The organism is Massilia sp. DWR3-1-1 (genome assembly GCF_049898325.1).
Taxonomy (GTDB): domain Bacteria; phylum Pseudomonadota; class Gammaproteobacteria; order Burkholderiales; family Burkholderiaceae_D; genus JAFCUW01.
The window spans coordinates 42,573-56,626 of the sequence record NZ_JAFCXL010000020.1 but is presented as its reverse complement, the minus strand read 5'-3'; the positions used below and the strand labels follow the sequence as shown (position 1 = coordinate 56,626).

The window sequence follows — 14,054 nt, the reverse complement described above, 5'->3', positions numbered from 1 at the left end:
GTTGCCGCCTTGCCCGTCCATGCACGATAATTGCGCGTCAGTGAACCACGACGCAGCCAGTGGCGCCTTCCCGCGATCCGGGAAGGCGCCTCGATATCGACCATAAAGGCAAAAACGGACATGCAAACCCAGGCCCCCCTCGCGCCCCTTTCGGCGGCCAGCAGCGCCCCTTACACGCAAACGCGCTCGTTTTCCACCATCGCCCTCATTGAACTGTGGGAGCGCTTTGGCTACTACGGCATGCAGGCCCTGATCGTCTATTTCCTGGTCCAGCGACTGGGCTTCGACGACAGCCGCGCCAATCTCGTGTGGAGCGCCTGCGCGGCGCTGATCTATGTCTCGCCCGCCATCGGCGGCTGGATCGGCGACAAGGTGCTGGGCACGCGCCGCTGCATGCACATCGGTGCCATGATCCTCGCGCTGGGCTATGCGCTGATGGCGGTGCCCACGCAAAACACCTGGTTCATCTTTTCCGCGCTGGGCGTGGTGGTGGTCGGCAACGGCCTGTTCAAGCCGAACACCGCCAACATGGTGCGCAAGATCTATGAAGGCGACGATTCGAAAATCGACAGTGCCTTCACCCTGTACTACATGGCCGTCAATGTGGGCTCGACCGTGTCGATGCTGGCCACGCCCATGATCAAGGACTACGTCAACGCCAACTACGGCGACGGCTTCGGCTGGCACGCTGCCTTCGCCGTCTGTGCGGTGGGGCTGGTGGTGGGCCTGATCAACGTCAGTTTCACCCGCCGCACCATCGCCCATATCGGCTCGGCCCCCGACCAGTTGCCGCTGCGCGTGGACAAGCTCCTCATGGTGCTGGGCGCCGGCGTGCTGGCGGTGGGCGCCTCGGCCGTCATCTTGCAATACCAGGCCATCGCCCGCGCCTTCGTGTACATCGCCGGCATCGTGGTGCTGGGCATTTTCATCCACCTGATCCGCAAGAGCGAGCCGAACGAACGGGCCGGCCTGATCGCCGCCCTCGTGCTGACGCTGCAGACGGTGTTCTTCTTCATTTTCTACCAGCAAATGTCGACCTCGCTGTCGCTGTTCGCGCTGCGCAATGTCGACCTGGACTTTGCCGTGTTCGGTTCGCACTTGTGGACCTGGTCGCCGGCCCAGTTCCAGGCCTTGAACGCGATCTGGATCATGTTGCTCAGCCCCGTGCTGGCAGGCTTGTACAGCGTCGCCGGCCGCAGCGGCCGCGACTTGTCGATCGCCGCCAAGTTCGCCCTCGGCTTCGCCATGGTGGCGGTGGGCTTTTTTGTGTACGGCATCGCCGGCCAGTTCGCCGTCGGCGGCAAGACCTCGTCGTGGGTGATGATCATCGGCTACGGCTGCTATTCGCTGGGTGAACTGCTGGTGTCGGGCCTGGGGCTGGCGATGATCGCCCGCTACGTGCCGGCGCGCATGGGCGGCTTCATGATGGGCGCCTATTTTGTCGCCGTCGGCATTTCCCAGTACCTGGGCGGCGTGGTCGCCAACCTGGCCAGCGTGCCGCGCGACATGGTCGATCCCCTGCTGACCCTGCCGATCTACACGAGCCTGTTCAACAAGCTGGGCATCGGCGCCATCGCCTGCACCCTGATCGCGCTGGCGGCGCTGCCCCTGATGCGCCGGCTCACCGCCACCCATCACGCGCACGCTTGATCGGCGCGCGCGCGCGCGACAGGTCTAAGATGGAGGTGCAAGCGTCGCCCGTCCGAATTCCACCAGGAGCTAGTGATGACCCGCAGAACCCCCATCGAGCGCTATCGCAACATCGGCATCAGCGCCCACATCGACGCCGGCAAGACCACCACCACCGAGCGCATCCTGTTTTACACGGGTGTCAACCACAAACTCGGTGAAGTCGACAAGGGCGCCGCCACCATGGACTGGATGGCGCAGGAGCAGGAGCGCGGCATCACCATCACCGCGGCCGCCACCACCGCCTTCTGGCGCGGCATGGACGGCACCGCCGCCGAACACCGCATCAATCTCATCGATACCCCCGGTCACGTCGATTTCACCATCGAAGTCGAGCGCGCCATGCGCGTGCTCGACGGCGTGGTGATGGTCTACGACGCCGTCGGCGGGGTGCAGTCGCAGTCGGAAACCGTGTGGCGCCAGGCAAACAAATACCATGTGCCCCGCATTGCGTTTGTGAACAAGATGGACCGGGTGGGCGCCGATTTTTTCCGCGTGCGCGAGCAGATTGCCAGCCGTCTCAACGGGCTGGCGGTGCCGGTGCAGTTGCCGCTGGGCGCCGAGGACGACTTCCATGGCGTCGTCGATCTCATCGGCATGCGCGCGATCGTCTGGGATGACGCCACCCAGGGCACCGTGTTCAGCTACCAGGCCATCCCCGCCGCCCTGCAGGCGACGGCGCACGACTGGCGCGAGAAGATGGTGGAAGCGGCCGCCGAGGCCAGCCCGGCGCTGACAGAAAAATACCTGGACGGCGCCACCCTGACCGATGCCGAGATCCGCCAGGGCTTGCGCGCACGCACCATCCGCAACGAAATCGTGCCCCTGCTGGCCGGCAGCGCCTTCAAGAACCGGGGCGTGCAGGCGCTGCTCGACGCCGTCATCGATTACCTGCCGTCGCCGCTGGACCTGCCCGCCATCGGCGGCACCGACGAGCACGACATGCCCGCCTGGCGCGCCCCCGCCGACGACGCCCCGTTCGCCGCGCTGGCATTTAAAATCATGAGCGACCCGTTCGTGGGCAAGCTCTGTTATGTGCGCGTCTACTCGGGACGGGCAAGGGCCGGCGACAGCGTCTACAACCCCCGCCGCGGCGAGCGCGAGCGGCTGGGACGGCTGCTGCAGATGCACGCCAACGATCGCCAGGAAATCGGCGAGGTCGGCGCAGGCGACATCGCCGCCGCCGTCGGCCTCAAGGGCGTCACCACGGGCGACACCCTGTGCGCGCCCGGGCACGTCATCGTGCTGGAAAAAATGCTGTTCCCGGAACCGGTCATCTGGCAGGCGGTCGAGCCGAAAACCCACGCCGACCAGGAAAAAATGGGCGCGGCGCTTGACCGCCTGGTGCAGGAAGACCCGTCGTTCCGGGTCCACACCGACCCTGAAACAGGCCAGACCATCATCTCGGGCATGGGCGAATTGCACCTGGAAATCCTGGTCGAACGCCTGCGCCGCGAATTTGCCGTCGAGGCCACGGTGGGCAAGCCGCAGGTGGCCTACCGCGAAACCATCGGCAGGAAGGTGGTCGATGTCGAAGGTAAGTACATCAAGCAAACGGGCGGACGGGGCCAGTACGGCCACGTGGTGCTCAGCCTCGAACCGGCCGCCGCGGGGCAGGGCTACCAGTTCGTCGACGCCGTCAAGGGCGGCGCCATTCCCCGCCAGTTCATTCCCGCCGTCGACAAGGGCATCGAGGAGAGCCTGCGCAGCGGCGTGCTGGCCGGCTACCCGGTGGTCGATGTGCGCGCCACCCTGACGTTCGGCACTTACCACGAGGTCGATTCGAACGAACACGCCTACCGCATGGCGGCGGCGCTGGCTGTGCGCCAGGCCCTGCGCCAGGGTGCGCCCGTGCTGCTCGAACCACTCATGCAGGTCGAGGTGGAAACCCCCGAGCCCTTCATGGGCCACGTGATGGGCGACCTGACGGCGCGCCGCGGCATCGTGCAGGGCCTGGAAGACCAGGCCGGCGGCGGCAAACTGGTGCGCGCGCTGGTGCCGCTGGCCGACATGTTCGGCTACGCCACCACCTTGCGTTCGCTCACGCAGGGCCGCGCCAGTTACAGCATGCAATTGCGCCAGTACGCGGCCGTGCCCAGGCAGGTGCAGGCGCAGCTGAGCGGCGCAACCCCGAGCGGCCCAGCCCCCGGCGGCCACCCCTGAGCGGGTCGCCGGTGTCTCATTTTCCTCAGTTTCGCACGCCAGCGCTTTGCTGACCGGGCCGATTTTGCGCTACAGTGGCGGCCCGACATTTTGCTGTAATCAATCATGAGCGACGCAGCCCTGCCACGCCCGCGCCTGCCCTGGCGGGCAACCTTTCACAGCTTGCGCTGGCGCCTGATGCTGCTCGTCGCCCTGTCGCTGATGCCGCTGGTGGCGATGACGATCGCCGTCGGGGTGCGCGAGCGCGCCACGGCGATCAGCACCGCGCGCGACAATCTGCAGCGCCTGGTGAACCTGGCCGCCGCCAACGAGGCGCAGTCGATCGAGTCGGCCATGCAAATCCTGCGTGACCTCTCGAGCGTGCCGACGGTGGTGGAACACCGCGCCGAATGCCCGGCCGTACTGGCCGATATCCTGCAAAAGAACCGCGATTACGTCAATTTCGGCCTGATTGCCATCAGTGGCGAGGTGGTCTGCAGCGCCGTGCCGGCGCTGGTGCCCGTCAATCTGGGCGACCGCGCCCATTTCCGCCGGGCCGTGGCCGAGCGGCGCTTTATTGCCGGCAATTATGTGTTCGGCCGCGTGGTGCAAAAGCACACGGTCAACCTCACTTTGCCCGTGATCAAGGGCGATCAGGTGGTGGGCGTGCTGTTCGCCGCTCTCGACCTGGTCGAACTGGACAAGTTCGTCGACAGCGTGCAACTGCCCGCCAATGCCGTGCTGTGGACGCTGGACGAGGAGGGCACCGTCATCTCGCACCGGCCCGCCGCCGCTGGCATGCTGGGCAAAAAAATCCCCTTGCCGGCCAGCCGCGCCACCCGCACCGACGGCGCGCCCCTGAGCGTGCTCGACGCCGACGGCATCAAGCGCCTGTATGCATCGAGCAAGGTGGGCCCACTCATCCTGTCGAATTACACGGTGCTGATCGGGGTGCCGGAAGCGGCGGTGCTCGACGCGGTGTGGCGCGACCAGTTGCTCTTGCTGGGCGGCTTGCTGGCGACCCTGGCGCTGGCCGCGGTCGTCGCCTGGTGGGTGGGCGATGTGCTCATCGTCAAGCGCGTGCGCCTGATCGCGGCCACCGCCGACCGCATCGCCTCGGGTGAACTGGCCACCCGCACGGGCATGCGCCATGGCGGCGAGGAAATCGGTGAACTGGCCCATGCGCTCGACCGCATGGCCGCCTCGCTCGAACAGCGCAGCGCCGAACGCGATGCGGTGGCGGCGCGCCTGCTCACGGCCGACCAGCGCAAGGATGAGTTTCTCGCTCTGCTGGGGCACGAGTTGCGCAACCCGCTCTCTCCCATCATCACCGGCGCCCGCCTGCTGACCATGCAGGCGAGCGACCCGGTGGCGGTGACGCGCACGGCGGCGATGATCGGCCGCCAGGCCGACCACATGAGCCGCCTGGTCGACGATCTGCTGGACGTCTCGCGGGTGGCGCGCGGCTTGATTGAAATTGCCCGCGCGCCGCTCGACCTGCGCGGGGTCGTCGAACAGGCGTGCGAGCAGATCACCCCCCAGTGCGCGGCCAGGCAGCAGCGGCTCGAGGTGCACCTGCCGCCCGCGCCGTGCATGGTCGAGGGCGACCACAAGCGGCTGGTACAGGTGGTCGGCAATCTGCTGGGCAATGCCTCGCGCTACACGGCGCAAGACGGCCACCTGGCGCTGCGCCTGGCCAGCGCCGAGGGCAGGGTGCTGCTGACGGTCAGCGACGACGGCATCGGCATGGCGCCGGAACTGGTGCCGCAGGTGTTCGACCTGCACACCCAGGCCGTGCGCACCGCCGACCGGTCGCACGGCGGGCTGGGGCTGGGACTGGCGCTGGTGAAGAACCTGGTGCAGTTGCATGGCGGCCTGGTCAAGGCCGACAGCGCGGGACCGGGGCAGGGCAGCACCTTCACGGTGGTGTTGCCGGAACTGGCGCGCCCGCGCTGAGGCGGCAGCGGTAGCGGCGGCGCGCCGCACCACGCTTGCCTATTTGACGCGCTGTTTTTCCAGCTTGCGCGCCAGCGTGCGGCGGTGCATGCCCAGTCGCCTGGCCGCTTCGGAAATATTGAAATCCGTTTCCGCCAGCACGCCGTGGATGGTTTCCCACTCGAGCGTCTTGATCGAGGTGGCGCGTTCCGGCAACTCGTGGTCGACATTGCCCGCCAGGTGGCCGAACGCGGCTTCGATGTCGTCCGTGTTAGAGGGCTTGGCCAGGTACTGGCAGGCGCCCAGCTTGATCGCTTCGACCGCCGTGCCAATGCTGGCAAAGCCCGTCAGCACGACGATGAGCATGTCCGCATCGTGCTCGTGCAGCATTTGCACGCAGGCCAGGCCCGACGAATGGCCGGACAGTTTCAGGTCGACCACGGCGAAGCGGGGATTGCGCGTCTCGAGCAGCACCCGCGCCTCTTCAAAACTGGTGGCCAGCATCACGCTGTAGCCGCGCCGCTCGAAGGACTTGCCCAGCGTGCGCGCAAAGGCGGCGTCGTCTTCGATGAGGATCAGGCTGCGGCTAGTGTCCATGCGGTGCTTCCAGGGCGATCGCCGACATCGGCAGGGTGAGTCTGACGGCGGCGCCGCCGGCGTCGCGGTTGCTGGCGGCAACGCTGCCGCCGAGGGTGCGCGCCACGTTGACGACCAGGAACAGGCCCAGGCCGCGCCCCGGCTGGCCCTTGGTCGACTGATACGGTTTGCCGAATTGGGCCAGCATCCCAGGGGCAAAGCCGGGGCCCGCGTCGAGCACTTCCAGGATCAGGTCGTCGCCGTCGCGGCTGGCAACCAGGCGCAGCCAGCCCGGCGAGGCTTCCAGCGCATTGTCGAGCACATTGGCAATCATCTGTTTGAGCGTCGAGTCCGACACCACGGCGAGATCCTGTTCGATGCCGTTATCGTACTCGAATACCAGCAGGGTGCGACTGGCACGCCACTCGGCCGCGAGCTCGTCGAGGAAGACCTTGATGGTGGTCTTGACGGACGATTCGCCGCGCGCCTCGCCGGCCGACATCAGGATGCCGCTGACGATGGCCTTGCAGCGCCCGATCTGCACCTGCATCTCGCCCAGTTCGGCCAGCAGTTCGGGGTTTTCCCTGAACTCGGCCATGCGGCGCCAGTCGCCCAGGATCACGGCCAGGGTGGCCAGCGGCGTGCCCAGTTCGTGGGCGGCGCCCGAGGCAAGCAGGCCCATGCGGACGATGTGCTCTTCTTCGGCGGCGCGCTGGCGCAGGTCGGCCAGGGCGGCGTCGCCCTTGCGCACGTTCTGGGTAATCCGGGTGATAAACACCACCAGCAGCGCCGCATTGACGATGAAGCTGATGAAGATCCCCTCGACGTACAGGCTGGACATGCCTTCGGCGTAGTCGAGCGGCAGCGACAGCGGCTGGGCAAAGGCCGCCAGCAGCACCGCGCACACGCCGGTGATGCCGACAATGGTCCAGCTCGACCATGGTTCGAGCAGCACCGCCGCCAGGATCACCTGCAGCATGTAGAGGAACACGAAGGGGTTGGCCATGCCGCCCGACAAATAAAGCTGGAAGGTCAGGCTGAACACGTCCACCAGCAGTGCCAGGAACAGTTGGCGGTTGTCGACCACGCGCTGTTCGTGCCAGCGCAGGTGGCTGAAAATATTAAAGCCGATCAGGCAGGCCAGCACGCGCAGCATGTCGGCCACGGGCAAGTGGATGCCCAGCAGCAGACTGGCCGTGGCGATGGTGGTGATCTGGCCGATCACCGCGATCCAGCGCAACTGGATCAGTTGCTGCATATTGCGGTAACCGGCCGCCGTCTCCGCTGGCGTGTGGCCGGGCGTGCCGATGGCCGATGCTGTGTTCACCGGGACGATCCCGCGCCGCGCCGCAGCAGCAGCCAGGCGCCGCCCGCGGCCAGCAAGGCCAGTGCGTACCAGGTCAGCGCGTACACCACGTGGTTGTTGGTGAAATCAAGCACCGTCAGGCCGCCGACGGGGGTGCCGGCGGGCGGGGTGCCGGCGTCGGCCTCGCGGTCGATGAAATACGGCGCCACCGGTCCCAGCGCGCGGGCCGTGGCGATGGCGGCGACGTCGCGCGAGAACCAGCGGTTGGCGGTGGCATCGTTGTTGCGCAGGTAGCCGCCCCCCGTTTCGGGCAGCCGCAATAAACCGGTCACCGTGGTCGTGGTCGTGGTCGTGGCTGCGCCGCCAGGCTGGCAGACGGCGCCCGCCTGGAGCACGGGCTTGGGCCGCGCGGGCGTGACGAAGCCGCGGTTGACCAGCACGGTGGCGCCGTCGACCGTGCAGAACGGCGTCAGCAGCCAGAAACCACCGCCCAGTTCCGTCGTCGCCTGCACCAGCGCGTCGGCGCCGTCCAGGTAATGGCCTTGCACGAACACGTGGCGGTACTCGTCACGTTCGCGCGACACCGCCGCCCAGGCAGCGGACGGGGGCGCCGCCGCCGGGGTGGCGTGCACGCGCTGCTCGACCCGTTCGATCAGGGCCAGTTTCCATTGCAGTCGGTAGATTTGCCATGTGCCCAGGGCAACAAAGCCCAGGCACATCAGCAGCGCGGCGGTGGCGGCGAGCCACCGTGCGCGGGAAGAACGGGGCGCCGGGGATGCGCCCGCGGGGTGCATCATGGCGCCTGTTTGATGATCTCGTTCATCATGCCAGGCATCATGTTGTGGTTCATGTGGTACATGACCCAGATCGAACCGGCCAGCATGATTACCAACAACATCATGGTAAACACCAGCGCCAGCATCGACCAGCCTTGCTCGACCTTCGAGTTCATGTGCAGGAAATAAATCATGTGCACGACGATCTGGACGCCGGCGAAGCCCATCAGGACCAGGCCGAGGGTGCCGGGATCTTTCATCACGTCGCCCATCACCAGCCAGAACGGAATGGCGGTGAGGATGACGGCCAGGATGAAGCCGGTGGCGTAACCCTTCAGGGTCGAGTGGGGCGCCCCGCTGTCGTGGTGATCGTGGCCAGCGTGCGCATCGTGTGAATCGTGGGCCGGGTGGCCGTGGTTGTCGGCATGCGCGCTCATGGCAGCACTCCCATCAGGTAAACAAAGGTGAAGACGCCGATCCAGACCACGTCCAGGAAGTGCCAGAACATCGACAGGCACATCAGGCGACGGGTGTTCTCGGTGGTCAGGCCGTGTTTGCTCAGTTGCACCATCAACGTGACCAGCCAGATGATACCGAAGGTCACGTGCAGACCGTGGGTGGCCACCAGCGAGAAGAAGGCGGTCAGGAAGCCGCTGCGCTGGGGACCGGCGCCTTCGTGGATCAGGTGAATGAACTCGTACAGCTCGAGGCCGATGAAGCCGCAACCGAGCAGGCCGGTGATGGCCAGCCAGACCATGACGGCCTTGACCTTGCTCTTTTGCATCTCGAGCATGGCGAAGCCGTAGGTGATCGACGACAGCAGCAGCAGCGAGGTGTTGAGCGCCACCAGGGGCAGGTCGAACAGCTCGGCGCCGGTGGGGCCGCCTGCGTAGTTGCGGCCCAGCACGGCGTAAGTGGCGAACAGGCAAGCGAAGATCAGGCAATCGCTCATCAGGTACATCCAGAAGCCCAGCAAGGTGCCGTTCTCCGGATGGTGGTGCTTCACGTAGAAACGTGCGCTTTGGTCGACGCCGCTGGCGGCGTTGGGTGAAGTAGTCAGATCAGGCATGGCTATCGATCAAAAGGGAACGGGCGTTTTCCGTGCGGATCACTTCAGCCGCAGGAATGTAGTAATCGCGCTTGTAGTTAAACGTGTGGACGATGATGGCAACCAGGGTCGCCAGCAGGCCAACGGCAGCGAGCCACCAGATTTGCCAGACGATGGCAAAGCCGAGCACGAAGGACAGGGCGGCGATGATGAAGCCGGCGCCGGTGTTCTTCGGCATGTGGATGTCGACGAAGCCATCACGGGGACGCTGGTAGCCCAGCGCTTTCATGTCGGCCCAGGTATCGTTGTCGTACACGCGGGGCGTGAAGGCAAAGTTGTAGTCCGGCGGTGGCGACGAGGTCGACCATTCGAGCGTACGGCCGTTCCATGGATCGCCCGTGACGTCGCGGTACTGTTCGCGGCGCAGGTAGCTGACGACGAACTGGATGATCATCGAAGCGATACCGATGGCGACAAACACGGCGCCGATGGCGGCGATGACGAACCAGATCTGCAGCGACTTGTCGTCGAAATGGCTCATGCGGCGCGTCACACCCATCAGGCCCAGGACGTACAGGGGCATGAAGGCCAGGTAGAAACCGATGGTCCAGAACCAGAAGGCCATCTTGCCCCAGAATTCGTCGAGCTTGTAGCCGAACGCTTTCGGGAACCAGAACTGGATGCCGGCGAACACCCCGAACACCACGCCGCCAATGATGACGTTGTGGAAGTGGGCGATCAGGAACAGCGAATTGTGCAGCACGAAGTCGGCCGCCGGCACCGCCAGCAGCACGCCGGTCATGCCACCGATGACGAAGGTGATCATGAAGGCGATGGTCCACATCATCGGCAGCTCGTAGCGGATGCGGCCGTGGTACATGGTGAAGAGCCAGTTGAAGATCTTCGCGCCCGTCGGGATCGAAATGATCATCGTGGTGATGCCGAAGAACGAGTTGACCGACGCGCCCGAACCCATGGTGAAGAAGTGGTGCAGCCAGACCAGGTAGGACAGGATGGTGATGACGACGGTGGCATAGACCATCGAGGTGTAACCGAACAGGCGCTTGCTCGAGAAGGTGGCGACGATCTCCGAGAAGATGCCGAACACGGGCAGCACCAGGATGTAGACCTCGGGGTGGCCCCAGATCCAGATCAGGTTGACATACATCATGGCGTTGCCGCCCAGGTCATTGGTAAAGAAGTGGGTGCCGACCGTGCGGTCCATCGACAGCATGGCCAGGACGGCGGTCAGTACCGGGAAGGCGCAGATGATCAGCACGTTGGTGCACAGGGCGGTCCAGGTGAAAATCGGCATCTTCATCATGGTCATGCCCGGCGCGCGCATCTTGACGATGGTGGCGACCAGGTTCACGCCCGACAGTAGTGTGCCTACCCCCGCAATCTGCAGTGACCATATGTAATAGTCGACCCCCACATCGGGACTGGCCATGATGCCCGACAGCGGTGGATAGGCGAGCCAGCCCGTCTTGGCGAATTCGCCGATGAACAGGGACACCATCGTCAGCATGCCGCCGAAGGTGGTCATCCAGAACGAGAAATTGTTCAGGAAGGGGAAGGCGACGTCACGGGCGCCGATTTGCAGCGGCACCATGTAGTTCATCAGGCCCGTCACGAATGGCATGGCGACGAAGAAAATCATGATCACGCCGTGGGCGGTGAACACCTGGTCATAGTGGTGCGGCGGCAGGAAGCCGGCGTTGTCGCCGAAGGCCATGGCCTGTTGGGCGCGCATCATCAGGGCGTCGGCAAAGCCGCGCAAGAGCATGATGAAACCGAGAATCATGTACATGATGCCGATTTTTTTGTGGTCGATGCTGGTCACCCAGTCGCGCCACAAGGGGCCCCACAGGCGGAATTTGGTCATCAGCGCCAGCATGGCGAGGCCACCGAGGGCGACCATGCCGAAGGTAGCGATCAGGATCGGCTCGTGGAAAGGAATCGCTTCCCAGGACAGCCGTCCCAGCAGCAGAGAGGTAGGTTGTTGCATTAGTTTGTCTTCACTGGGTTAGTTGGCGTAGTGCAAATTTCCGCTTTGCTGGCGACGGCCAGCTGGTGTTCGACGGTAGCGCCGGGGTGACGGTGGGCGTCGGCATGCATTTGCTGGCTCATGCAGATGCTGCCAGGTTCCACGCAACGGTTGACGACGGCGTCGAACAGATTCGTTTCAACGCTGTTGAAATGGCGCACGGCGTCCTTGACGGTGGGTTTTTCCAGCGCCAGGTAGGTCGCGCGGTCGAGCGGGCTGGCCTCGCTTTTTACTTTCGCGACCCAGGCGTCGAAGCCGGCCTGGTCCATCGAATGGAGCTTGAAGCGCATGTTCGAAAAACCCGCGCCGCTGTAGTTGGCCGAGAAGCCGTCGTACACGCCGGGCTTGTTCATCACCGCGTTCAGGGTGGTCTGCATCGACGGCATGGCGTAGATCTGGCCGGCCATGGCGGGGATGTAGAACGAGTTCATGACGGTCGAAGCGGTGATCTTGAAGCGCACCGGCACGTCGATGGGGGTGGCCAGCTCGTTGACGGTGGCGATGCCCAGTTCCGGATAGATGAACAGCCATTTCCAGTCGAGCGCCACCACTTGCACTTCCAGTACCTTGGTGTTGGCGGCGATGGGGCGCTGCGCGTCGAGGCGGTGCAGCGGCCGGTACGGGTCGAGCAGGTGGGTGCTGATCCAGGTGATCAGGCCCAGCGCGATGATGATCAGCAGGGGCGCGCCCCAGATCACCAGTTCGAGACGGGTCGAATGGTCCCACTCCGGCTTGTACGGCGCGCTGGTATTGCTCCGGCGATAACGCCAGGCAAAAATGATGATCAGCGCAATGACCGGAACGATGATCAACGACATCAGCAAGGTCGAGACCACGATCAGGTCAGCCTGCTGGTTGGCGATGTCACCGGCCGGGTTCATGACGATGGTGTTACATGCCGACAGTAAGGACAGGGGCAGCAACAGCAGCGCGCGACGGGCCAGGCCTTTTGTCGAGCTTGCTTTGGGTATCGAGCTTATAAACATGCGGTAGTGGGCAAATGGAGTGAGCGGAAGATGCCACTGTACCCGTTTCGGATGATCCTTGCGATAGGACAAATTGTCCTATTTTGTTGACAGCGCGGTGGAGTGCGCTATGCTGGCGATCAGGCGTTGTAGTATGAAAGTAACATAACCCTTCGCAGGAGATCATTCATGTCTACCATTAACACCCCCCAGGGCGCCGTCACTGCCCTCAATCCTGCGCCTCACCAGATCGAGCGCAACGATCACGATGACCATTCCCACATTTCGCCCGGTGAAATCGCCGTCGGCGTGGTGATCGGCCGCGCCTCCGAGTATTTTGACTTTTTCGTCTACGCCATCGCCTCGGTGCTGGTGTTTCCCGCCGTGTTTTTCCCTTTCGTCGATCCGCTGCAGGGCACCTTGTACGCGTTCGCCGTGTTCGCGCTGGCCTTCATCGCCCGTCCCATCGGCACCGCCATCTCGATGGCCGTGCAGCGCCGCATGGGGCGCGAAGCCAAGCTGACCGGCGCGCTGCTGTTGCTGGGCGTGTCCACCTGCGGCATCGCGCTGCTGCCGACCTATGCCCAGCAGGGCAGCACCGCCATCGTCCTGCTGGCCCTGCTGCGGGTGGGCCAGGGCCTGGCCCTGGGCGGCTCGTGGGACGGCTTGCCGTCGCTGCTGGCACTGAACGCCCCGGCCGACCGGCGCGGCTGGTACGCCATGCTGGGCCAGTTGGGCGCCCCGGTCGGCTTCGTCATCGCCGCCGGCGTGTTCTGGTACTTGCTCTCGACCGTCAGCATGGGCGAATTTCTTGACTGGGGCTGGCGCTATCCGTTCTATGTTGCTTTCGCCATCAACGTCGTCGCGCTGTTTGCCCGCTTGCGCCTGGTGGCCACCAATGAATACTCGCATTTGCTGGAAGACCGTGAATTGCAGCCGACCCCGTTTGGCGAACTGTCGCGCTCGCAAGGCCGCAATGTCGTCATCGGCGCGCTGGCAGCCCTGGCCAGTTACGCGCTGTTCCACGTCGTCACCGTGTTCCCGCTGTCGTGGATCCGCCTGTTTTCGCCCCGCTCGATTACCGACTTCCTGCAACTGCAAATGTTCGGCGCGGTCCTGGCCGCCGTCGGCATCGTCGCCTCCGGCCTGATCGCCGACAAAGTCGGCCGGCGCACCACGCTGGGCACGCTCGCGGCGCTCATCGCCGTGTTCAGCTTCTTCGTGCCATCGATGATGGGTGGCGGCGAATCGGGCGAAAACACCTTCGTGCTGATCGGTTTCCTGCTGCTGGGCCTGTCGTATGGCCAGGCCGCGGGCGCCGTCACGTCGAATTTTCCCACCCGGTTCCGCTATTCGGGCGCGGCCTACACCTCCGACCTGTCGTGGCTGGTGGGTGCCGGTTTCGCCCCGCTGGTGGCGCTGGGCCTGGCAGCGCACTTCGGCCTCGTGTATGTGGGCCTGTACCTGCTGTCGGGCGCCGCCTGCTCGCTGGGCGCACTGAGCCTGAACCGCGCGCTCGACATCCGCGACTGAGCACCGCGATAAATAGCAGGGGCCGGCGCTCCCACTG

General features: G+C 65.0%; 11 protein-coding genes. 4 read left to right on the top strand and 7 right to left on the bottom strand.

Features of this window, described 5'->3' with window-relative positions; all coding sequences use genetic code 11:
• Positions 1–120: 120 nt before the first annotated feature.
• The 3 genes from ACP7EY_RS19150 (at position 121) to ACP7EY_RS19140 (ending at position 5,787) form a co-directional block, all read left to right on the top strand.
• The gene (locus tag ACP7EY_RS19150; RefSeq protein ID WP_426196426.1) at positions 121–1,650 is read left to right on the top strand and encodes a peptide MFS transporter; all 1,530 of its coding nucleotides are present in this window, start codon (positions 121–123) and stop codon (positions 1,648–1,650) included.
• Between the two features lie 75 nt (positions 1,651–1,725).
• Positions 1,726–3,852: an elongation factor G gene (gene fusA, locus ACP7EY_RS19145; protein ID WP_426196424.1), complete on the top strand. Its 2,127-nt coding sequence runs from the start codon at positions 1,726–1,728 to the stop codon at positions 3,850–3,852.
• Positions 3,853–3,957: 105 nt separating this feature from the next.
• Positions 3,958–5,787: an ATP-binding protein gene (locus ACP7EY_RS19140; RefSeq protein WP_426196422.1), complete on the top strand. Its 1,830-nt coding sequence runs from the start codon at positions 3,958–3,960 to the stop codon at positions 5,785–5,787.
• A 39-nt stretch (positions 5,788–5,826) separates the two neighbouring features.
• On the opposite strand, the gene ACP7EY_RS19135 is transcribed toward ACP7EY_RS19140, so the two are convergent.
• The 7 genes from ACP7EY_RS19135 to cyoA are packed head-to-tail and all read right to left on the bottom strand — an operon-like array spanning position 5,827 to position 12,505.
• The gene (locus ACP7EY_RS19135) at positions 5,827–6,363 is read right to left on the bottom strand and encodes a response regulator transcription factor (protein ID WP_426196420.1); all 537 of its coding nucleotides are present in this window, start codon (positions 6,361–6,363) and stop codon (positions 5,827–5,829) included.
• Positions 6,353–7,669 (bottom strand): ATP-binding protein, encoded by a 1,317-nt coding sequence (locus ACP7EY_RS19130; protein WP_426196418.1) that lies wholly within the window; start codon positions 7,667–7,669, stop codon positions 6,353–6,355. Before ACP7EY_RS19130 ends, ACP7EY_RS19135 begins: the two co-directional genes overlap by 11 nt.
• Positions 7,666–8,445 (bottom strand): SURF1 family protein, encoded by a 780-nt coding sequence (locus ACP7EY_RS19125; protein ID WP_426196416.1) that lies wholly within the window; start codon positions 8,443–8,445, stop codon positions 7,666–7,668. Before ACP7EY_RS19125 ends, ACP7EY_RS19130 begins: the two co-directional genes overlap by 4 nt.
• Positions 8,442–8,861, bottom strand: a complete 420-nt coding sequence (gene cyoD / locus ACP7EY_RS19120) for a cytochrome o ubiquinol oxidase subunit IV (RefSeq protein ID WP_426196414.1) — start codon at positions 8,859–8,861, stop codon at positions 8,442–8,444. The genes ACP7EY_RS19125 and cyoD overlap by 4 nt, the downstream gene beginning before the upstream one ends.
• Entirely contained in the window at positions 8,858–9,493 is a 636-nt protein-coding gene (gene cyoC / locus ACP7EY_RS19115) for a cytochrome o ubiquinol oxidase subunit III (protein ID WP_426196412.1), read from the bottom strand. The genes cyoD and cyoC overlap by 4 nt, the downstream gene beginning before the upstream one ends.
• Entirely contained in the window at positions 9,486–11,480 is a 1,995-nt protein-coding gene (gene cyoB / locus ACP7EY_RS19110; RefSeq protein WP_426196410.1) for a cytochrome o ubiquinol oxidase subunit I, read from the bottom strand. Before cyoB ends, cyoC begins: the two co-directional genes overlap by 8 nt.
• A complete protein-coding gene (gene cyoA, locus ACP7EY_RS19105) occupies positions 11,480–12,505 on the bottom strand; it encodes a ubiquinol oxidase subunit II (RefSeq protein WP_426196408.1) in 1,026 nt (341 codons plus the stop codon). The genes cyoB and cyoA overlap by 1 nt, the downstream gene beginning before the upstream one ends.
• Before the next feature lie 168 nt (positions 12,506–12,673).
• On the opposite strand from cyoA, the gene ACP7EY_RS19100 reads away from it, so the two are divergent.
• Entirely contained in the window at positions 12,674–14,017 is a 1,344-nt protein-coding gene (locus ACP7EY_RS19100; protein WP_426196406.1) for an MFS transporter, read from the top strand.
• Positions 14,018–14,054: the final 37 nt, after the last annotated feature.